This window comes from Nitrospira sp., assembly GCA_024998565.1.
Classification (GTDB): domain Bacteria; phylum Nitrospirota; class Nitrospiria; order Nitrospirales; family Nitrospiraceae; genus Nitrospira_A.
Genome location: JACOEM010000007.1, coordinates 174421 through 196102, shown reverse-complemented (window position 1 = coordinate 196102; position 21682 = coordinate 174421). Strand labels below are relative to the sequence as shown.

At 61.6% G+C, this 21682-nt stretch carries 16 protein-coding genes; 4 read left to right on the top strand and 12 right to left on the bottom strand.

Annotated elements, in window-relative coordinates; genetic code table 11:
- Positions 1–81: 81 nt before the first annotated feature.
- The 12 genes from H8K11_13085 to H8K11_13030 all read right to left on the bottom strand — a co-directional run bounded on the left by H8K11_13085 (position 82) and on the right by H8K11_13030 (position 14658).
- A complete protein-coding gene (locus tag H8K11_13085; GenBank protein MCS6264681.1) occupies positions 82–2730 on the bottom strand; it encodes a DUF4157 domain-containing protein in 2649 nt (882 codons plus the stop codon).
- A gap of 20 nt (positions 2731–2750) precedes the next feature.
- Entirely contained in the window at positions 2751–3893 is a 1143-nt protein-coding gene (locus H8K11_13080; GenBank protein ID MCS6264680.1) for a DUF4157 domain-containing protein, read from the bottom strand.
- A 134-nt stretch (positions 3894–4027) separates the two neighbouring features.
- A complete protein-coding gene (locus H8K11_13075) occupies positions 4028–5335 on the bottom strand; it encodes a DUF4157 domain-containing protein (GenBank protein MCS6264679.1) in 1308 nt (435 codons plus the stop codon).
- 224 nt (positions 5336–5559) lie between these two features.
- Positions 5560–5814, bottom strand: a complete 255-nt coding sequence (locus H8K11_13070; protein ID MCS6264678.1) for a hypothetical protein — start codon at positions 5812–5814, stop codon at positions 5560–5562.
- Positions 5811–7742, bottom strand: coding sequence for an ATP-binding protein (locus H8K11_13065; protein ID MCS6264677.1), 1932 nt, complete (start codon positions 7740–7742; stop codon positions 5811–5813). The genes H8K11_13070 and H8K11_13065 overlap by 4 nt, the downstream gene beginning before the upstream one ends.
- On the bottom strand, positions 7739–9040 hold the full coding sequence (locus tag H8K11_13060) for a DUF4255 domain-containing protein (protein MCS6264676.1): 1302 nt from the start codon (positions 9038–9040) through the stop codon (positions 7739–7741). The genes H8K11_13065 and H8K11_13060 overlap by 4 nt, the downstream gene beginning before the upstream one ends.
- A complete protein-coding gene (locus H8K11_13055; GenBank protein MCS6264675.1) occupies positions 9037–9795 on the bottom strand; it encodes a hypothetical protein in 759 nt (252 codons plus the stop codon). The genes H8K11_13060 and H8K11_13055 overlap by 4 nt, the downstream gene beginning before the upstream one ends.
- Positions 9792–10532, bottom strand: a complete 741-nt coding sequence (locus tag H8K11_13050) for a phage baseplate protein (GenBank protein MCS6264674.1) — start codon at positions 10530–10532, stop codon at positions 9792–9794. Before H8K11_13050 ends, H8K11_13055 begins: the two co-directional genes overlap by 4 nt.
- Before the next feature lie 2 nt (positions 10533–10534).
- The gene (locus tag H8K11_13045) at positions 10535–11056 is read right to left on the bottom strand and encodes a phage tail protein (protein MCS6264673.1); all 522 of its coding nucleotides are present in this window, start codon (positions 11054–11056) and stop codon (positions 10535–10537) included.
- A gap of 12 nt (positions 11057–11068) precedes the next feature.
- The gene (locus H8K11_13040) at positions 11069–12673 is read right to left on the bottom strand and encodes a phage tail sheath family protein (protein ID MCS6264672.1); all 1605 of its coding nucleotides are present in this window, start codon (positions 12671–12673) and stop codon (positions 11069–11071) included.
- A gap of 25 nt (positions 12674–12698) precedes the next feature.
- Complete coding sequence (locus tag H8K11_13035; GenBank protein ID MCS6264671.1) at positions 12699–12977, bottom strand: hypothetical protein; 279 nt, start codon at positions 12975–12977, stop codon at positions 12699–12701.
- Positions 12978–13203: 226 nt separating this feature from the next.
- On the bottom strand, positions 13204–14658 hold the full coding sequence (locus tag H8K11_13030) for a sigma-54-dependent Fis family transcriptional regulator (GenBank protein MCS6264670.1): 1455 nt from the start codon (positions 14656–14658) through the stop codon (positions 13204–13206).
- Positions 14659–15240: 582 nt separating this feature from the next.
- Here H8K11_13030 and H8K11_13025 point away from each other — a divergent pair.
- The 4 genes from H8K11_13025 (at position 15241) to H8K11_13010 (ending at position 21674) form a co-directional block, all read left to right on the top strand.
- Positions 15241–16002, top strand: a complete 762-nt coding sequence (locus H8K11_13025; protein MCS6264669.1) for a hypothetical protein — start codon at positions 15241–15243, stop codon at positions 16000–16002.
- A gap of 438 nt (positions 16003–16440) precedes the next feature.
- Positions 16441–17112 carry an acyltransferase gene (locus tag H8K11_13020; GenBank protein ID MCS6264668.1) on the top strand — a complete coding sequence of 224 codons (672 nt, stop codon included), beginning with the start codon at positions 16441–16443 and terminating at the stop codon, positions 17110–17112.
- Positions 17061–17615 carry a hypothetical protein gene (locus tag H8K11_13015; protein ID MCS6264667.1) on the top strand — a complete coding sequence of 185 codons (555 nt, stop codon included), beginning with the start codon at positions 17061–17063 and terminating at the stop codon, positions 17613–17615. The genes H8K11_13020 and H8K11_13015 overlap by 52 nt, the downstream gene beginning before the upstream one ends.
- A 582-nt stretch (positions 17616–18197) precedes the next feature.
- Positions 18198–21674: a CHAT domain-containing protein gene (locus H8K11_13010; protein MCS6264666.1), complete on the top strand. Its 3477-nt coding sequence runs from the start codon at positions 18198–18200 to the stop codon at positions 21672–21674.
- The last annotated feature ends 8 nt before the right edge of the window (positions 21675–21682 follow it).

Sequence of the window (21682 nt, the reverse complement as noted above, 5' to 3'; positions counted from 1 at the left end):
CCCGCTGCAAAAAGCCTGGATGGCCTCCTCCCTCGACTTCCCCACCGATGCTCGGGTGAACGATCTGTGCCCTCATGTTCCCTACGGTATGTCCTTGATTCGGCAGAACTTGCGTTTATGGATGATTCCGTTGACGAGCTCGTATTCAGTGTTGTTCGGCATAGACGTCAGATTCGTGGGAGATAACAAGATCACCTCATCCCCTACCCTGTACCTTCCTCCCAATGTAACGCCGTGTTTGCGCAGCCAGTCGTTCAACAGCTTCACGTCCGTCGTATCCGGCCCCGCCTTCGGCAAGGGCTGACTCTTCAACCAGGCAGACAGGCTGCTGTTGGCCTGTTCCGCAGGACTCCCCGGTGCGCCCAACCGTCCGCCGGAGGGCTTGATCATCCACTCACCGGTGGCTCTGCCTGGAATGGGTCGCTTGTTGTAGTGATTGAGTTCCTCCAACACAGCAATCCCCTCGAAACGCGACGGATCGCCCTTGCCCGGCCCCCCCGGCCCCGCCGTTCCGCCCTTGCCGGTTCTGATGTACCAGGCCTGTGGTCCGCCTTCCAATGTATCCACAATGCCGAGCTGTCTTCCGCTATAGGAATATGTGCCCCACTCTTTCGCGGCAAAGAGGGGAATTTTTTGAGTCGTGATCTGATCTTGAAGATCCCGGTCGGTCACCTCGATCTCGGTCGTATAGTCATCGTCAACCGTGTGGCTACTGGCATGCATGACGATTTCGTAATGACCGGACTGCGCCTTTCGCTTGGCGCTGAATTGTTTGATCCAGCGATACTTTTTCTTGAGCGGCACCAGCGACGCGAGGAGGGTCGGAACAGCGCTGTCCCTCGCATCGTGCGCTTCGGCGATGGCTCGCGCCGCGCCCAGCGCGAACGGCAATTGAGCGGACTTTTCCCGCCCGTCTGCCCCATCAGGCTTGTCGAGCTTCCGCTCGGGCGTCTTGCGATCGGGCACGAGTTTTTCCAGTTTGACAAGCAGGCCTTCGATGATCTTGGCTAGTTTGCCCCCGACCTTGCCCAGTTTGCCCACCCACTTGACCACGTTGGCGATCGCGGCGGTAAAGACGGCCATCGCGACTTCAGCCAGGATGTACCCGATGACCGCCCCTCGAAAATGCCATTTGCGGTAGGGATCGGGATCCTTCATCCAGCGATACAGAAAATCCTCGACGGATTTCGACAGGAGGCCGCCGATTGCCGTCAACAACTCCCCGGCCAACTGTTTGACATCGTCCGCTGACATCTCCTTGATCAGGGCGATCAGGTCGGAGGCGGCCTTGAGCATCTCGCCGTTCACCAGGCTCAGCATGCCGTTGAAGGTACCGGACACAATATCGTAGACCCCGATGAACACGTCGAGGACCGACTGCACGAAGCCTTCCACCACGCCCACCGAAAAGCCGGCGATCCCTTTCCCCGTTTCAACCGCGCTGTTCATCCAATCGGGACGGGACGGCAGGATGTCTGCCTGTTTCAACTGTTCCACATAGCTGATGCCCGGCAGCCAGATCCGTTCTCCCGCAACCAACTCGATCGAATCGAAGAGGTCTTGTGTCCCTGCTCGATAGGGATCGATCCGTTCGATCAGGTCGACGCCTTCCTGTGCCTTCTTGAATTTCTGTTCGTTGATCCGGACGCCCTTTGTGGTCTCCGGGTTGCCCTGGCTCGCGAGGTACACCGCCATGGCCAGCGACCGGGCATCATCCCCCACCTTGATGGGATAAGCCTTGTATTGGCAGTGGTTCTGCACCACCTTGCTTAACGGGTCTTTCCCTTGAACCGAGTAGAGGACCGCCTCGGTGTCGGGAAGCGGCGTCTTCCACCACACGTAGTCATCGGAGACGTATCCGAACGTGCCGACATGACCGGCCCGCCCGCAGCTCTTGTCGAACGCATCGCCGACCACGCTCACTGCTAACCAATGACTGTGGGGGTTGCGGCTGAGGACGTGAACTTTGGTATTCTGCGGCAGTCTGGCGAGGGGCGATCCCGCAGTGCCTGCCTCGTCACGAAGATTCACCCCGCTTTCCTGGTAGACGATGCCCAGCCTGTTCACGGCCGCCCAGCCCGCTCGGGTGAACTCCGGGCCTTCGGCCTCGGTCGGCTTTCTCGCAACCGGCGCGGCTGCGGAAACTGCCCCCGCCGCTTGCCTCGTGGAATGCTGCTGCACAACATGCGTGAGTTCATGAGCCATCAACTGGCGACCCGCTTGCGTCCCGGGAGCGAATCGCCCGGCACCGAAGACGATGTTGTGCCCGGCCGTGTACGCTTGGGCATCGATCGCTCGCGCCGATACGCCGGCCTTGTCGTCCGCATGGACCCGGACATGACTGAAGTCATGTCCGAAACGAGGCTCAAAAAAGGCGCGCGTCGCGAGGTCGAGCGGTTGACCCGGCGCCCCCAGCACTTCCTGCACGACGGGAGGGGCCGTCAAGGTCGCCGAGCCGCCTGAACCGACTACTCGCGGCTGTGCAACCGGCACGGTGGATCTCACCGGTCGGTGCATCACGTGATCGGCCACCCGATCGGCCTCCCGCTCGTATTCGTCACCCGGCTGGCTGACCACCGGCTTGAGCTGCATGGACTGACCAAGGGATGACTTCATCCGGCATTCCTCGCAGTTCCCGGCTAGAACGGCCGACCCGCCGCAGGCACATTGGCGCTGCACCATGGGCGAGAGGGAAACCGCTGAGTGCCGTCGCATCATCGGGCTCGGCATGACCGGGAGACTGCGCGTGGTCATGGGTTCACCTGGGCCTGCCGTTCACGTACTACGACATGGCTCATGGGGCCTGTTGTCCGTGCATACAGTCGGAAGACCTCACCAGTTTGCCCGCCGGTCATCTGGGCGGCCGTTTCATGCAGGACGGGAGATTTCGAGGGACTCGGCTTGGACGCCCATAACTCGCCACCCGCAGTGCGGAATGCAATATGAGAGGGCCCGTCCATGGGGCCGCTGAATCCTCGGCCGTAGAGTGCCAGGTTCGCTTCCCCCTCACTCTCAGTCGGCACCGCTTGAAACTGCGTGGCCATGTAGTAATCCCAAAGGGCTCCCGCCTCGGATTGCCCTTTCTTCACCTGCTGCATGTAGCTCTCCAATGGAGACCGGCGCTCTCGCACCGATCGGCCTATCGAGTCGAGATATTGCCGTGCGAGCCCCCATACCTGGTCCGGTGGATCTATGAGGCCGTAGTTGCCGAGCGCCCAACCCAGGCAATTCCCACCGATGTCGCACAGCACCCCGTCCCGCTGTCTGACGATGAGCGCCCACACACCGTTTCCTAGATTGGGATAGGCACCGAGGTAGTCCTGCGCACTGTCGCGGTATCGCCATGCCGGGCTCTCGGGAGTCACGGCGGCAGGGATCGACACGAGGTTGAAGGGTTCTCCGCTGATGACGATCTCATGACTGGCATCGAATCCCCCGGAAAGGGAACGGTGCGTTTGTTCATCTGCGTTCCCCGACTGAGAGGGTCCACTCCGTTGCAGCATCTCCCGGGGGCCGCTCGAACCTTGCTGCACGACATGGGTCAACTCGTGAGCCAGGAGCCTCCGGCCTTCCCCGGTCGACTGGTGGTAGCGTCCGGAAGCGAAGACGATATCGCGGCCCACCGTATAGGCGGAGGCATGCACGACACGGGCCGATTCCGCGGCACGCTCGTCGGCATGGACCCGCACATTCCCAAAATCGTGACCAAACCGCGGTTCGAAGAAGGCGCGCGTGGCCCCGTCCAGTGGTTGTCCGGGTGAGGCCAGCACCTCCTGCAGGATCGGTTGCGCAGCGCCCCCTTTTGCCCCTTCCGATCCACTCAGATGGCGTTGAATCACGGGTGGAGTCGACGATTGTGCTGTGACCTGACCGCGGACTCCCGGTAGTGACATCACCTCCCGGGCGACCCGATCGGCCTCCTGCTCACACACGTCGCCGATGCTGCCGTGGCGCAGGAGACGGCCACCCGTGAGACCGGTTTGCCCCCGGAGAACTCGATTCGGTTCACCTGTGAAGGTTCGAGTTATCATCGCGTTGCGCCTGACGCTCCCGAATCCGGCCACTGCAAAATCGGCATGCGGGACTGGATGAAGTCCAAAAAGATTCCGCGGGTGGTGTCGGACCAACCGGTGCTGGTGAACTCGAACGTGTCGCGCACAAAGGCATCCGCATCCGCACAATCGCAGTGGCATCGCAACGTCGTGAGGATACCGGTGATGCTCTCGTATTGACTGAACAGGGCGTCGTGGTAGGCGGATTGCAAGTTGTCGAGTAAGGCTCCGTAGTCGCCTGCAGGGCTACGTCGGCGAACCGAAGCAAAAGTCGGTTCGAACTCGGCCAGAATGGCGCTCAGTTCGCTCAAGTAAAAGTCGAGGGGGTATTCGGTTCCGTTGGCGGCCCGATACAGCGGGGTCGAGCGTGTACAGGATCCGCCCAAGTCCGGATGAGCGGTGGTGTCGTACCGGATATGCTGGGCCTCGTGGACGAGCATTTCCCGTACCCATTGAAGCCAGGCCGCGCGTGGATACCCTCCGACCAGGCGCGGCGGGGGAGAAGCCGCTGCCTCCCCGGTCAGCCGCTCCATGTCCTCAGGTACGAACATACAGTAGGCATCACGAGGGCCGGCGAAAGGCGGTACGGCTCCAGCGAGGCTCGCGCAGGGCCCTGCGGCTGCCCCGGTAGACGCACCCATGTCGCGATCGATGAGGACGCCGTAGAAGGCAGAGAGATCGATACCCTCAGCGGCGGCGAAGGCCTCGACATGCATGGCACGGCTCCCATGTCCGGAAGCTACGACCGCCCCTGGATCTCGCCTGGCTTCCTCTGCGCGCGCGGTGCGGTCGGACTCTTCCGCCGCGTATTCCGAGGCATTGAACCGCCCGGGGTCACCGGAGATCGGCTGGGTACAGGCCCTCCCTGTGACGCATTGACGGTGAATCGTCGAGGCCGCCTGGGTCCCGCCTTGCTGGATCACATGCGCGAGTTCATGGGCCAGGAGTTGCCGCCCGCCGTTTCCGTGGGGCGCGTACTGCCCCCGCGCGAATACGATATGGCGGCCGCTCGTGTAGGCCAGGGCCGTCACCGCATCCGCAGACCGTGCCGCCTCGTCGTCGTGATGCACCCGGACCTGCCCGAAGTCATGTCCGAACCGTGGTTCGAAGAATGCCCTGGTGGCTCCATCCAGCGGACGACCCGGCAACGCGAGCACCTCCTGCACGATCGGGGGGGCCGGTCCCGCGCCTGTTCCATCAAAACCGTCCACCCGGCGTCGCACGATCGGCGCCGGCTCACGCTGTTCCGCCTCTGTCGTCGCGTGAGGGTGCGGCATGCGCATCACCTGGGCTGCCACGTGGTCGGCTTCCTGTTCGAACTCATCCTCAGCGTTGCCGATCACAAGCTTCTTCTGTAGCGGCCTCCCCAACAATTTTCGACTCCTGCATTCCTCGCACTCACCGCTCAATCCTGCCGATCCGCCGCACGCGCATTGTCGCTGGATGAGCGAGCCGGACGGCGCGCTACCCGGAGCCTTGGCGGCGGATTGAACGGTGGCCGTTGCACTCATCGCTCCATGACCTTTCCAATCCCGTCGGCCGCATCACTACCCACCTGTCGTGGAGTCGCCTCGCCCGTGGTGGAGATCGAATCGACCCGCAGGCGCGGAACATCGCCCAGGCTCACAAGCCGCTCCGCCATGCCTGGTTCCGCGAACAGCGCCGTCAGCTGTTCCTGCAACCCCTGGGCGACGGCATGGCGGTCTTCATGGCGCACGCCCTTCAACGTCAGGCGATCGATCGTCACGATCACGCGTCTCATACCCACCCCCGGGTCTCTGCATCCGACAGGGGCCGGTCCCGCTTTGCCGCCTCGCTCTGTGCCGCCTGCAGGAGATGTCCCATGCGCAGCGGCTGCCTGGCCTGCGCCGCGAGGAAGGCGGCGTTGAGGGCGATGTTCCTGATGTTCCCGCCGGCCATGTGCAGCCGCGCCAGCTTGGTGTAATCGAGCCCTTCGACCGGTGCCGATGCTGGAAACATGGTGCGCCAAATGGATTCCCGCTGCGCGGCATCCGGAAAGGGAAAGTGGACCACAAAGCGCAACCGCCGGTGAAAGGCCTGGTCGAGCGACGCCTTCATATTTGTGGTCAGGATCGCCAACCCCCGATAGGCCTCCATGCGCTGGAGCAAATAACTCACTTCAATGTTAGCGTAGCGATCGTGGCTGTCCTTCACCTCGCTCCGTTTGCCGAACAGCGCGTCGGCTTCGTCGAACAGGAGAATGGCTCCGCTTTCATCCGCCGCATCAAACAGGCGCCGCAGATTTCGTTCCGTCTCGCCGATGTACTTGCTGACGACGGCCGAGAGGTCGATGCGGTAGAGATCGAGATTCAGCTCGTTGGCCAACACTTCGGCCGCCATGGTCTTTCCGGTTCCGCTCTCGCCGGCGAAGAGGGCCGTAATGCCGAGCCCCCTCGTACCGTGACTGCCGAACCCCCAGTCCTGATACACGGTCAACCGATGCCGTACCTGGGCCGCCATTGCCCGCAGAGTCGTCTGTTGCGGCACCGACACGATCAGCGCCTCCCAATCGGCGACCGGCTCGATCCGTTGCGCGAGGTCATCGAGTTTGGACCGGCCTGCCGTCCGGCAGGCACGCCAGAGCAGTCCCTCCGGTCGCTCGTCCCCTGCCAGTCGTTTGCGTACCTGCGCGCCCGTGGTCGCGATCGTGCCGGCACTCAGGCGAAACTGCCAGGAGACTCCGTCGAGCGAGCCATTGACCAGCGCGGCATCCTGACCAAGCGCCTGCTCCCACAGGGCCCGCTGCTCCACCGCCTGAGGCCGGTTCACGACCTGTGGAACTGCCGGCCGCGCGAGCGAGGGCAACTCCTGGCCGATCACGAACACCAGACCGCCGAGTTGGTCGACGAAGCTACCCGCCTGTTTCGGCACCTCATGCTCCGCGCACTCCACCAGCAACGCCGCATGAAGCAGAAACGATTCTCGCTGCCATAACACCGCCAGCGCCTCGATCTCCGAGGCGCTGGCCGGCACGAGCGCCGCAGGAAGCACATACAGCTGCAGGCCGAGTTCCGATGCCACGGAGGCCGCCACATCTCCCTGGCCTTGCAGATCGTCGCCCGTCAGGAGAACGAGGCCCGACGAGGATCGGCCGGCTTCGACCGCGGAGAGAATTGTCGCGGCGGTCTGTCGATGGGCGACGGCCAGCAATTCACCCGGTTGTCTGATACGCAGGAGAGGGCGCAACCGTGGATCGAGATAATTCACGCCTGCCAGATAGTGCAACACGCGCTCGTCGATACGGAGGCGCGCATTCGCCACGCCCGGACTCTCATCCAGTTCCACGAGCCTCCAGCGGCGCAACGGCCCGACCGGGGTCAACGCGCTCCAATGCGGCGCCTCGAGGGCAGCCAGGGCCAAGCCGAAGGTGACGGACGGCCGATGGCCGGACGCCAGCGCCTCGCCGCAGACACGCGCCAACTCCGAATTCATTTCGACACCTGCGCAGAGCAACAGCACATCGCGTTCGAAGCGGCTGAGGCCGAACAGCGTAGTGAGGACATCAATGGCGGCAGGGGCCGGTCCATCCGCATCGATCTCGTCGTTAGTGTGGCCGGCGGTCTTCGCAGACTGCCCACCGGCGAGCCTGGCTTTCAGACGGTCGAACTCAGCCACCAAACATCGTTGGTTGGCATGAACCCAAGTGTCATACGCCACGCGGTCGCTCATGTGATCGTCACCCGATAGTTGAAGAACACCGGCGGTTCGGCCGCACGATCGATCAACGGACTGTCGATCCCGTCCACGCGCAACCGCGCCAAATGATCACCGACCGGCGCCTGTTCGAGGATGAACGTAAAGGAGTTCGCCGGACTGGACCACGGTTCAGCCAGGACCTCCCGGCTGCCGAGCAAGAGCGAGACCGATTGTCCGGCTCGAACGTCCGGCGCACAGCCCAGCGTGATGGTCGCCCTGCCGCCTCCATCTCTGGGCACCGTCAGGGGAAGCGCAGCCGTGATGAGAGGACCGACGATCAGCCCCAGCTGGTTGCTGATTCGTGCCTCGGTCTCCGTCGGACGAACGAGTCGCACCGACACCTGGTAGAAACCGACGGCCAACGAGGGCGGCACGATCACTTGCAGTTGCGAGGCCGAGTCGCCGGCCAAGGCCGCCACTTCGAGAACGAGGTCGAATCGAGCATTCGAAAACACCACGGTTCGATTGGTGCCATTCAGGTGATGTCCGGTCAGTTCGACGGTCGCCCCCACCGCGACGGCCGGTTGCCCATCGATCGCCTGCACCGTCTGGATGGTCGGAAACGGCGGCAGGAGATCGGCCTGGACCACCACGCCTCGCTCCCGTTTCGTCACCGGATCGACGGGCCCGCGGGTGAGCACCGGCAATGTCGGCTTCGTCGGCTTCGAGGACTCGATCAACACTACAGTCGCCACATAGGCCGCGGTGGGCCGGTAATGGGATTGCACGGCGGTCCAGAGTTTGGACATCTCTTCGGTGCTGAGGGGATCCGGCACCAGCTTGATCTGTTCCACTTGATCCGCCAGGCCACATTCGGCCAGGGCCCGCAAGGCCGGCGGCAACGTCGTCTCTACCGGCGGAGAAGGATTCAGCGCGGTCGTGATGGCCTTCCGATCCAATACCGGAGTCTCATGCAGCAGTTGCATCGCGTACCCGAGCAGGATTTCACTCCCCAATTCCTCGGCGCTGTAGGCGCTGACGAGGTAGTGAAGATCCAGGGCCAGCGGCGGATTGCTGAGCCGGTGGGCTCCTGATCCATCGCGGGACGGTAACGCATGATTCCGCCAGCCCGTATTGAACGTGACTTGATGGAGGAAGAGATTCAGCTGGGTGCTTTCAGCGCCATTGGCGGGAACCACCCGATCCGGCGGGACGGCGCTCACCGTCACGGTACTCCCGAGCAGGCCGCTGACGTTGTGGTTGATCAAGCCGTCGTTGAGGAGGTCTCGAAGCACGGCTGTGACTCCGGCAATGGCCAACGCGCTGCTCACGCGCCCCTCCCCTGGCGGCGAGCCAAATAGTCCGCCAACGACATCGATGGAGGACGTGCGGAAGATTTCCGCCCGGGTGGCGAGGACGGGGGCAGGGCGGTGACCTCGATCCGTCCGATCGTCACATGAACGGGAGGTTCTGGAGACGTTGCCCCTGCAGCGTCACCGCGTTGCCCCTGCTGTCCCGTGGATAGCAACGAAGGCAGAGTGACGCGTGCCGCCATCGGCGTCGCCTGTTGCGCCTCGATCAACCGTGGCGGAGGTACGACCGCTCTCTCTAGCCAAGCCGGCGCCTCACTGAGCCGTTCCTCCGGCCTTGCATTGTTGCTGGGGAACAACCGCGCTGCATACCGGTTCGATTCCAGGATCTGATTGCGCAGGGATACCGTCGTCCCTTCCCCCGGGGCGGTACGTGGAACAGCCGTCGCCTTGACGCGGGGCGATTCGTGCGACGACTCCGCCGCGCGCGCGCCTGTTTCCGGCAGAGCGACAGACGGCCCCTCGACAGGGGCTTCGATGCGTCGTTGCACATGGAAAGCGGTCGGCACCGGATGCATCGAAGCAATCGAATGGCGCGGCGCTTCGGCCGGTTGGCGCGGCGCATCAGACGAGGCCACTCGGTCGATCACCGGAAGATCAGATATCGGCTGATCCGGCTGTTTCATCGCGGGGTCAAACATAGAACGGGTACGCGGTTGAATCGTGGCAAGCGTGCCGGTCTGTCGCTGGACGAGTCGGGTCAGAAAATCGCTCATGAGAGTGCCATCCCTACATACAGGCTGCGCCGTTGATCGGTCATGCCCAGGATTTCACCTTCCGTCCAGCCATAGGTGCGCGCCAGCAGATCAATTTCCTGCAACACCCGCCTGCTTCGCACATAAATCTCATTCCAGAAAAACTCCGCGATATCGAAGACGCTCTGCCATGCGTGCCCGCAGGCAGCGCATCTCAAGTCGATGAGGATTTCGGCCAACGGATCGACCTCGCTCAGCCGTGCCGCCAGAGCCGCCTGCAATTCGTCCGTCCATTCAGATTCATCCACCGTGTCGGTTCCGCTGCGCAGGCAACGCGAGAGAATCACGCGGCGCGCCCGATCTAAGTCCGGGGCGGCCGCGGCGGCGGCAAGATCCCGGCTGTTCGGCCCGCGCATGTTCCACGAGCGCCTTGCCTGCTCCACCCTGTGCCAGGTCGCACCCGTCGTCGATGCCGATCCTGATATACCCTCGCAGGACAGTTCGAATTCGAGTCCGTTGCAGCAGGCAGGACATTCTGCATACCCGTCGATGCGATCGCCGAAGGTGTTTCGACGGGACTCCAACAACCGCCTATCGCGCTCCCCCATCGTCCACTCGCACAGGGTTTCGAACGGCTCGTCGGGACAGGCATACCGCAACAGCAACAACGCCCGGTCGAGGGGATGCCGGCCGGCCCCCTGCTCCCAGATGTCGATGAGCGCCGCTGCGGAGAGTCCTGACTGAGATCTGTGCGCCATCGTCACGGCTCCGTAAAGGTCGGCTCCGACGGTTCTGTCACTTCGTAGTCGCGTTCCCAGCCTTCGTTTTCGAGTTTGAGCGTCTGTATCGCCACGGCGTTGGCATTGGCATCGAGGTCGGGCTGAGACTGATATTCCGACACCCAACAACGGAAGACCTTGTAGGCAATGGCCAGTTGTCCCGCCTCGTTGTACAACTCGATGATGATGTCTTTCCGGAAATCCTTGAGCGACACTTCTGCGCCCAACCCGGACCCGAAGTTCCAGACCTTGTTCGCCCATTGCTCGAAGGCGGTGTCGTGGGTCACCCCCCGCTCCAGCGTAATGGCTTCATACTTGGTGCGGCCGGGGGACTTGCGGCTGGTGCTGGGGTCCCCGCCCTCGCGGTGCTCGACCACTTCGGTGGAACGTTTCAAGGAACCGACCTTGCTGACCCCCGCGACGTAACGCCCGTCCCATTTCACCCGGAACTTGAAATTCTTGTAGGGATCGAACCGATGCGTGTTGACGGTAAACTGCGCCATGTTTTCCTCCTCCTAGGTCGCGATCTGGCCGGCCATCTGCTGGAGCTTGATGATGACGAACTCTGCAGGTTTGAGCGGAGCGAATCCGACGACGATGTTGACGATGCCGAGATTGATATCGTTTTGTGTGGTCGTTTCCTTGTCGCACTTCACGAAGTAGGCGTCCCGCGGAGCGGTGCCCTGAAATGCACCCTGCCGAAACAGGTTGTGCATGAACGCGCCCAGGTTCAGCCTGATCTGCGCCCAGAGGGGCTCATCGTTCGGTTCGAACACCACCCACTGCGTGCCGCGATAGAGGCTTTCTTCGAGGAACAGGGCCAGCCGACGAACCGGCACATACTTGTACTCATCCGCCGCCGCATCCGCACCCCGCATGGTCCGGGAACCCCATACCACTCGACCGTGGACCGGGAATGTCCGGAGACAGTTGATACCCAGCGGATTCAGGAGACCGTTCTCCGCATCCGTCATATCGAGCTGCAGACCGGCCACGCCGCTCAACGAGGCGTCGAGCCCCGCCGGCGCCTTCCACACTCCGCGTCGGCTGTCCGTTCTCGCCATCACGCCGGCAATCACACCACAGGGCACGAAGGTCTCCACTTGCCCCCCGAGCTGTGAATCGGCCTGCTTGATGCGAGGAAAGTAGATCGCCGCGTTACGCGCCATGTCGCCGTTCAGATTCATCCCGGGGACTCCCGACTGTGCGGCGCTCACCGTCGCCCAAGCCGCCTTCGGATCGACGATCAGCATGGCCCGCCGCTTGACACAGTAGCTGAGCGCCTCCTGATACACGTCATCCGGCACATCCCCGCCGCGCGCGTCGGGCAGGATACAGAGCAGGTTGAAGAGATCGACTTTTTCCAGCTGATAGAGTCCGGTTTTACCGGTTTGGCTTCCTTTGTACGCGGCCGCATCGAGCACGGCGCTATCGACGGCAATGTCTGCCGGAGCGGCATTCTTCGCGGCCGTGGACTTCGTGCCGGCCGTCCAGACGTCAGCGTCGGCCAGACTGCCGGCATGGGCGGACGGCGACGAGTTCGATGGCAACGCGGCCGTGACACGGACGAAACTCGACTCGGCCGCCAGCACGCGATCGGCGCGCCGCGCGCTGTCCTTGGTGGTGAGGTTGAGAAAGGTTTCCGTGATGCCGGTGCTGCCGTCGCGCACAATCAAGTCGAACAGATCGGCCGGTTGCACGCCAAGCCGGGTAGCGACGGCGATCAGATTCGGATCGGTCGAAGCCTTTTTCTCAACCCGCGCGCGAACCAGCATGCCCCACGCGCCTTCCGATGCAGCCTGCAGCGTCAGGTTCGGCACTTCAAAGGTCGCCTTCGCAGCACTTCCCGCGGTGGCCTTGTAAAGACGCACGATCACGGCTTGCCCGCCGCCGTTCAGAAAAAAATCACGCACGGCATAGCTCAAGGTCATATCGCGATGCAGCCCGCCGAAGACCCGCTCGTAATCCGCAAAACTCGTGATCGTCACCGGTTGATCGGCCGGGCCGCGCACGGCCTTGCCTACAAACCCTGTGATCGACGTGGCGACTCCGGTGATCGTGCGCACCCCGCTCGGCAGCTCCTCGATGTACACACCCGGATAGGTTGGTTGCACTGGCATGCTGATCCTCCTCGGCTTAGGACGTTCACCTCTCGTTTCCGTCCTGTGTCAGAAATGTTCGTATCTCCTTCAGGTGCGCATGATTCAGGCTATAGATCGGCTGATTCGACGTGTCCCGTTTCAGGACCCAGCCTTGCGCAACCAGCTTCTCCAACGCCTCGATCGCGAGACGTTCGGCGCCTTCATCCAGGCACGGTGCAGCGATCCACCAATTCAGCACCCCTTTCTGCGTGTCTTTCGCGCCAGGATGATGAACCAGGTAGTCGAGAATACTGCGCCTGAACTCTGCATCGTGCTCTTCCATCCGGCCTGATCCCCGGAGCCTCACTTCATCACGGCACTCCTGCGTGAGTGAGCAAGAGCAATGCCATTAGGGAGAATCCCGTTTCCTGCGTTTTAAAGGGAATCGAACAGGTGCAACGGGATGGCGCGGCAATATTGCCGCAGTATTGAGACGATGCAAACTTTTAAACAGGCTTGAAAATCAAGGCGATGATCTGTGCGGCAAAACTGCCGCGGTGGTGAGGAACTCAGGCGCGGCCGTCGAACGGTGTCTGGAAGGGCGACGGACAATCGCGCGAGGGATCGGTCGGATCGTTCTGATACGCTTCGCGATCGATCCCGTATTTTCGAAGGAGTCGTTGAAAACTGCGGCGTTCTTTGCCCGCCGCTTTGGCCGCATGCGTCACATTTCCCCGGAAGGTCACCAGCGTTTTCACGAGATAGGCCCGCTCGACGTCCATGGTCGCGGAGGTTTTCGCCGCGCGAAGCGAGCCGTCCAGACAGAGGGTTTTGGATGCCTCCCCCGCACACTCGATATCCTGCGCCTGAATCGTCGCGCACCCGCACATGACGACGGCCCGTTGGAGCGTACTCTCCAACTCCCGCACATTCCCCGGCCAGGCATACGCGATCAATTTCCGGATGGCCTCGTCGGACAACCGTCGCGGGCCTTGTCCATCCGTTCGCCGGAAGCGCTGGAGAAACCGGTTGGCCAGCAACGGAATGTCTTCCACACGCTCCCGCAAAGGCGGCACCACCATCGACAACACATTGAGCCGGTGGAAGAGATCCTCGCGAAACTGCCGCTCCGTCACGGCTTGCCGGAGATCGTGATTGGATGCCGCGATGATCCGCACGTTCGCGAGCTTCGTGCGCGAACAGCCCAACGGCCGATACTCCCGGTATTGCACGAAGCGCAGCAGCTTCGCCTGAGCGTACGGGTTCAGCGCATCGACCTCGTCGAGGAACAACGTCCCGCCCTCGGCCTCGAGGACGAGCCCGCCCTGTTCGCTGGCCGCGCTCGTATAGGCGCCCTTCGCATGCCCGAACAGTTCATTTTCAAACAACTGATCGGGCAGTGCCGCACAATTGATCGGAATGAACGCATGGTCCTTCCTGGCGCTGGAATAGTGAATTGCGCGAGCAAACACTTCCTTCCCAGTCCCGGTTTCACCCTGCAGCAGCACCGTCGCATCTACATCGGCAAAGAGAGGAATTTTTTCAACCTGTGCCTGAAAGATCAAGCTCTCCCCCACAAGTGAATCGATCCTCACGCGCTGGGACCGACCCATTCCATAGGGTGTTGAACTCCGCCCGGCGATGAAGATTCGCCCGATTCGCAGGGCCAACTCGTCTCCATCCACCGGGCACAACACAAAGTCGTTCAACTCCGTCGGAACTCCGTTCACGAACTGTGGCCGGCGGCCATGCTCCGCCGCAAACAACCCTAGTATCGGCACGTCCGGCCAACGGCCGGCCACATCGGCAAGCCGCTGTGTCGATGAAGGCGCCGCAGGCTGATGGTCAAGCAGCAGCACGTGCGGGGAGCGAGGACAGGGTACGGAAGGATTCGAGACCCGGTCGAACTCTATGGTCACTCCGGGCAAGACACGTTGCAACACGTGTACAAGGTGAGCCTCATCGAACCAGGCCTGATACTCATTGTCCGAAGTGACCAAGAGGATTCTGATGAAGTCCTTCATCCGACTCACCCTTTGCTGCGAAAAGCGTATCGATGTTCGGTCGATGAACGACCGGTAGGAATAAAACGCCTTTCTACGTAAATGTGCACCATTCGTACCATCCGATGTGCACGATGCCAACCCATGTATCAGAACGAGACATCATCGACAAACCCCGCTCGATGTCAATGTTCTGAATGCACCGGGTTGCAAGGACGTGGGGCTTCAATCGCACATGGCCACCCTTCTCCCTGTTCCTGTATGCGATTCGATACAGTCACCGGTAGTTTTAGATACAGTCCGCGACACCGGCCAGCATCGCGCGCTCTTATAACACAGGACGCCGAACCTGGCCATGCATCCACGGGATAGACCGCTCGATTCTCCACGCGTAGAATGCACGCTCGCACGGGTGATGAACGGGTCAACTCCATCTACGTATTCGCAATCGTCTCCATCACGACAACGGAGCACCGCATGCCTATGGCAGAGGATTCAGAGATGTCGCACATATCACGAGGAGCTACCACGGCAGCGTTCAGACCGCATCGGTCCTGGTCCTTCTTCCTTATCCTCCTCCTATTATGCGGAGGCTGTTCGGAAGTGCGGGACAGTCATGAACTGCTGCACAGCCTGCTCTGGATGCACACGTCTGCTGAATACCACGTCCTTAGTGTCATGACCTATCGACAAGCGGGGGACGCGCTGGACCGCGCGTTGATCGACAGGCGCTCAACGGCCAGTCTCGAACAGACCGGAGACTTTCAACACCTGCCTCCCGCCGTGATCCTGGATCTCGACGAAACCGTGCTGGACAACAGCCCCTTCGAGGCACGATTGATGGCACAGCGCACCACTTTCAACCAGCCGATGTGGGAACAATGGGTACAGGAAGCCTCCGCGCAGGCGATGCCGGGAGCCCTGGAATTTATCGCCGAGGCTCGAAAGAAAGGCGTCACGGTGTTCTTCGTCTCGAACCGCAGGGCTCACCAGGAATCCTCAACCAGGCGCAACCTCGAGAAACTCGGCATTCCCCTTCCGACCGATCTCGATACCCTGCTGCTCGAAGGTGAACCGCCCTTTCGATGGCCGCCGAACAAATCGAACCGGAGACGCTACTTGGCCGAGCGGTACCGGATCCTGCTCCTCATCGGGGACGATCTGGGAGATTTTGTCGATGGGGCACGGGACAAGCCGGGGCATCGAATCGCACTGGCCGGACAACACGACCATCGGTGGGGAAGGTCGTGGTTTCTCCTTCCGAATCCGATGTACGGAACCTGGGAAACATCGCTCACTCCACCCGGTCTCACGGAGGCCGAGAAACTGTTATTTAAATTGCAGTTGCTTCACAACGCGCAGTAAGCAGGGCGACGGCGGATATTTTTGTGGCTCGCTTCGGGATCCCCCATCACCAATAACTACGTATATGGACGCGGGTCGTCGATGCCGCTCACGTGATCTAATCTGACACAGTGCGATCGTCCCCAAAGAAAACTCTCCGGAAGGGTTGACAGTGACTCGCCCAATCATGTGTACTCCGTCTTGGTCACGAATTCCTACATCATCGGGCCCCGAGTGACCAGAACAATACGGGCTCTCAGCATGCTCCAATTTCCGCATCGTCTCCGCGCGGATAGTGGCCATCCTGACAGTCGATTCACACATCCCATGCTCGCCACTCCCGCGATGAATGTCGCGTGGGGCCGGCGTAGATGTGAACGCTCTGAGGATCTGCAGCGCTATGACCTTGCACGGCGAGGGCAACGCCCACATGGATCGGTGTCGCAGCGGACTCGCGGCATGACTCGCAGCGCTCAACCGACGCCGTTTTCGTCGCCCAATCTGGACCTCCTCCGGGCGACCGCAGTGCTGCTCGTCTATTTTTTTCATCTCTTCATCACAACGAACATCCGGTTGCCTGATTATCTCGGCCAGTTCGGCGTGCTGCTCTTCTTCGTCCATACCAGTCTCGTGTTGATGTTCTCGCTGGAACGGATCGAAACTAAGGGGGGCAGCTTCTTTTTAACCTTTTATCTCCGCCGGTTGTTTCGCATCTATCCCCTCAGCATCGTCTGCGTCTCTGTAATCATTCTCTTTCAACTGCCCCGCGCTCCCTGGTGGCCCTGGTCAGACCCGGACCTGTCGACCATCCTGGCCAATCTGTTTCTCTACACGGAGTTCATGTACAAACCCGTGGTCACCTCCGTCCTCTGGAGTCTCCCTTATGAGGTGGCCATGTACATGGTGCTGCCGTTCCTCTATCTCGCCGGGAAGGCCTATGGCGTCCGTGGAATTTTCGTACTCTGGTGCGTCGCTGTCGTTGGTGCGATTGCCCAGCCTTACGTGTCAAGCCGCCTCGGGGTGGCCCAATATGCGCCCTGCTTCATCGCCGGCGTGGCAGCTACTTCCTGGGGTTCGGGATGCAACGATTCCGGCTCCCGTTTATCGGTTGGCCTCTCACTCTGCTCATAGCCGGCGCTATCCTGGGGTATGGAAATCACTCCGAACATGAGATCACCGCCCAGTGGGCCCTGTGCATGCTGATTGGTGTGACCGCGCCGTTCTTTGCCGAGCTCCAGCTACCGGCAATGCGCAAGGCCTGTGCCCTGATTGCGCGATACTCGTATGGCATCTACCTCACGCATTTACATGCCCAGTGGACCGCGTTTGTCTTGCTGAAGGACTCCCCCTCGGCGGTACGTTATTCGGTGCTCGTCGTCCTGAGCGTCGGTCTGCCGGTTGCCCTCTATCACCTGATCGAAGCCCCGATGGTCAGGATGGGAGCCAGGTTGGCCCAGCGGTTACCAAGAACTTCCGCACAATCCTCCAAGCCGACCCCCGCTCAACCGGCATTGCCCTTCCCGCCAACCGCCGCCCCGCACACAACCCTACACGCGGCAACGCGGCCGCGCGCAGCCCACGCGCCCGATCACCGTCACTCCAACACCGCACCTGCCCGTGTCTCCGCAAGTTGACCGGTTTCTCGCAGCCGAACGCTTCGGCGCATCGACCGGATGAGCCTGCAACAGATGACGGCAAACCGATTCATCGCCGCCCCACGCCTTTTCCTCGCTCGATTCAACGTTCCAGGGCAAGATAGGGCAAGAATGGAGACTATCTATTTGGGACAGCTGCCTGAATGACCCCATAAACCATTCTCCCCATCATCGTCGTTCCTCTCCAATCGAGCGCGTCGTGCGCATGTATCGCAAAGTTGGCCGACGAGCAAGCAGACTGATCTGGAAACAACACCCGACTTCTCAGCATTCTCCCGTTCACATCCCAGTTCCCCCTGCTCTGCTGTCAGCCTCGTTTCGGGCAGCGTAATACTTGCATTTCTCCCTGCGCCCCAACGAATCTCTTGCCTCATTTTTCCGGTTATGGGATAAGCGCAAGCAGTTCGCGGCGGCCACGAGTCGAACCGCCGTCGCTCGTCACTCGTGAAGCGTATCTCGTTTCAACTTCGCTCATCTCAAGCTTCACGAGACACGGGCGACGAGCTAGAAGATCACATGAATCGATTGCGCTCGGTCTGACGAGCGAAGTGGGGGCACATCATGGCGCACAAAAAATCCGGCACAGTGAGCTGGTCGACATCAGAAGGCTGGGACGTTCGAGCGGCGGAGCAGGCTCGTGGAGGGCGTCGAGCAGCGGGCGAGGTACCTGACCCCTTCGTGGCCAACCTCACCGCCACCAAGCGCTGGGAAGTCGAGCAAACCCTCACCGCGACGCCGAAGGCCCGACGAGGCGAGGCGGCTCCGGCTCCCCTCACCCTGGATGTCGAAGGCGCTCCTGACGACGCGTACATCGTGATGACGCGATACGCCTCCGGAGCCATCCGCTTCCACATGCCGACGGAACCGGCTCGACGCGGCATTCGACGAGGCGGGAAGAGAATCTATCGGTTCTCGATCCCGGTGCCGGCCGCGCCCATCGCCGAAGCAGGCGGCCGCCGCGGATTCATCAGCGCGGCGATCAAGGCCGTGGTGCTGAAAGTCGCCGGGAAGATTGCCGACTTTGCGCTCTCGAAACTCGCGTTGCTGTGGGAAACCGCCACGTGGAAACTGAAAAAACAACGGGAGGGATGGCTGTCCATAACTGCCGACGGTCTCGGCGGAGAACCGAGCCTGCCTGCTGCAGACGTCCAGACGTTAAGCGCATCGGAGCGGAATCTTTTGTTCATCCACGGGACCTTTTCCAGCACCAAAGCAGCCTTTCGCTCGCTGGCGCAAACCCGGGGCAGCAACGGCAGGACTTTCTTTGAAGAACTACAGCCGGTGTATGGCAATCGCATCTATGGATTTGATCACTTCACCCTGAGTCGCACACCGCAAGAAAACGTACAGATGCTGCTGGAAGCGCTCCCCTCCCGCCCGACGACCTTCGACGTGATCACCCATTCGCGCGGAGGCCTGGTCCTGCGGCATTTGGTGGAGCGTCGAGAGCTGTTCGGCTCGCTGGCGGACCGATTCGTGATCGGCCGTGCCGTGCTGGTTGCCAGCCCGAATGAAGGCACCCCCCTGGCTTCACCAGACCATGTCACCCAGTACACCAGCTGGTTATCCAACGTCCTGGAATTATTTCCCGACAATCCGTTCACCACCGGCGTCGAATTTGTCAGCGAAGCCCTGTCCTGGATCGCGCGTCGCCTCGTGGGCGGATTACCGGGCCTGGCCTCGATGGACAATAAGGGTGACATCATCCAGGCGTTGCAGGCCACCCCCAACCCTCCCAACGAGGCCTACTCGGCTCTGGTCGCCAATTACGAACCGGACGCGGGGGTGCTGCAGCGAATCATCGATGCGGGAGCCGACTTATTCTTTCCGACGGCAAACGATCTGGTCGTGCCGACCGAAGGCGGCTGGCGGGTGGACGTCGGAAGTGGTGGGACGGTGACGATTCCAGGCACCCGCGTCGGCTGCTTTGGATTAGGTGGAAACCTGACGCAGCAGAAGGCGGTGAACCATGTGAACTTCTTCGACGATCCGGGTACGGTAGACTTTTTGGTCCGCGCCCTGCGCGGGGAGGCCCAGCCTGCCGCACCGATCGACATCGAGCACGACCTGCCATCCGGCAAGCGGCGGGGCGCCGTTCGCACCGAAGCGCGGCCCACCATCGCGGCCGGTCCTGCACTTCAGCAACCGGCGATAATTTCCCCGGCTGTGGCTGCGATTCCTGCCTTCAAGGCAGTTCCGCCGCTTGTATCCCTGACGCAGAGCCCCGAGCCTGACGACGTGTTCCAACTCGCCCTCATCGATCCGGACCCGCGTGATGCGGTCGCGACGCTCATCGCCACCTTCCGCAATGCGCGGGTGATGGAGACCGTGCACATCGGGACGGGCAAACGGACAGGCACAGGCCGCGCCAAGAATGAACAGACATCGACGCAGTGGCAAGACATCGATGCCATGCAACAGCACATCCACGGCTACATCGACGGCGATCCGCGCTATCCTCAACTGCCCGGCGAGAAAGACCTCCAGCAATTCGGCGGCGCATTGTTCAATACGCTCTTTCCTGACCAGGTCCGCCGTCTCTACGATGCCGCCCGGTCTGAACAGGTCACGCAACGGCTCAACCTGATCTTTACTTCGGACAATCATTGGCTCGCCAGACAGGCGTGGGAATTCATCTACGATCCCGATCGCAGAACCTTCCTGGCGCTCGAGGAGGTGAATTTCACACGCAACGTGCTCACATCCATTCCCGCCGAACGCATACCGGCTCGAACCGGCCCTATGCGCATCCTGGTGGTCGTCGCACAGCCGTTGGGATTGGGTGCCTTGTCCGTCGAGGAAGAAACAGACGTGATTCGCAGCGGATTCCGGCGCCTTCTCGACGCGAAACTGGCGGACGTGGAACTCCTGCTCGATGCCACGCCTGAGCTGTTACATCGAACGCTCGAAGGCGCCGCCGCGCCGTTCGACATCCTGCACTTCATCGGACATGGCGAATATCGGGAGCAGGACGATTGCGGTTATCTCCTCTTTGAAAATGCCGACGGCGGCGTGCATGAACTGGATTCAACCACGCTCCGGCAGATCGTGTGCCGGCGCGGCATTCGTCTGGTGTGTCTGAACGCCTGCGAGACCGGACAGGGGGGGCGCGAAGACTTCAGCCGCGGGGTGGCGCAGGCCCTGATCGCCGGCGGTGTCCCGGCCGTCGTCGCCAACCAATATCCTGTGCTGGACGTGTCGGCGACATCTTTTTCCCGTCACTTCTATTGGGCGCTGGCCATGGGCCAGTCCATCGGCGATGCGGCGCGTGAAGCGCGGGTGGCGGTCAATTATTCGATTTCCGGAGAAGCCATCGATTGGGCCGTGCCGGTCGTGTTTGCGCGTAACCCGGCCCAGCGCATTTGTGTTCCCAGACCGGCCGCCGAGTATGAACGCACCCGTACCGCCTCGGAACGACAGCGCAGACGCGCCATGCAGGACCGGATCAAGATCGGCATGTGGAACGCGCATCGCATGATTCCCCACCTCCCCGAGATTTGCGATCGTCTGACAAAAATGCAGGATGTCTATTCCTTTGAAACCGTCTCGTTCCCTGCGCCGATCGGCACCTGGCGGCGTGAACAGGACGAAGATCAGGCCTACGTGGTCGCCGAAACCCTCTATGAGCGGCTGAACAACAAGCCACGAGAACTGGGCCTGGACCGGCTTGTCTGCATGATCAACTTCCCACTCAAGAGCGGGAAGAAGAAAAATCTCTACTATTGGCCGCTCGAACCGGGAAAGGGCGAGCGTCTCTCCATCGTGTCCACGTTCGACCTGCTCGACCAGTTGACGGGTCCTGAATTTACGGTCGAACGGATGATGGCCCACCTGGCGGCTGCCGTGGTGGCGGACCTCATCCCCCATCTCCCCGGCGTGGGACCGGCCGACTGCCCGTTTTTTTACAACAGGGAGCGCGACATCCGCTCGATTGCCGGTCGCCTGCGGTTCTGCGCGGCTTGTCGGCGACAGTGCAAGAAGCAGGAGGATCAGGAACGCCTCAGCATCGCCGAGCGGCTCCTGGCGGCCTATCCGTAAGTGTCACA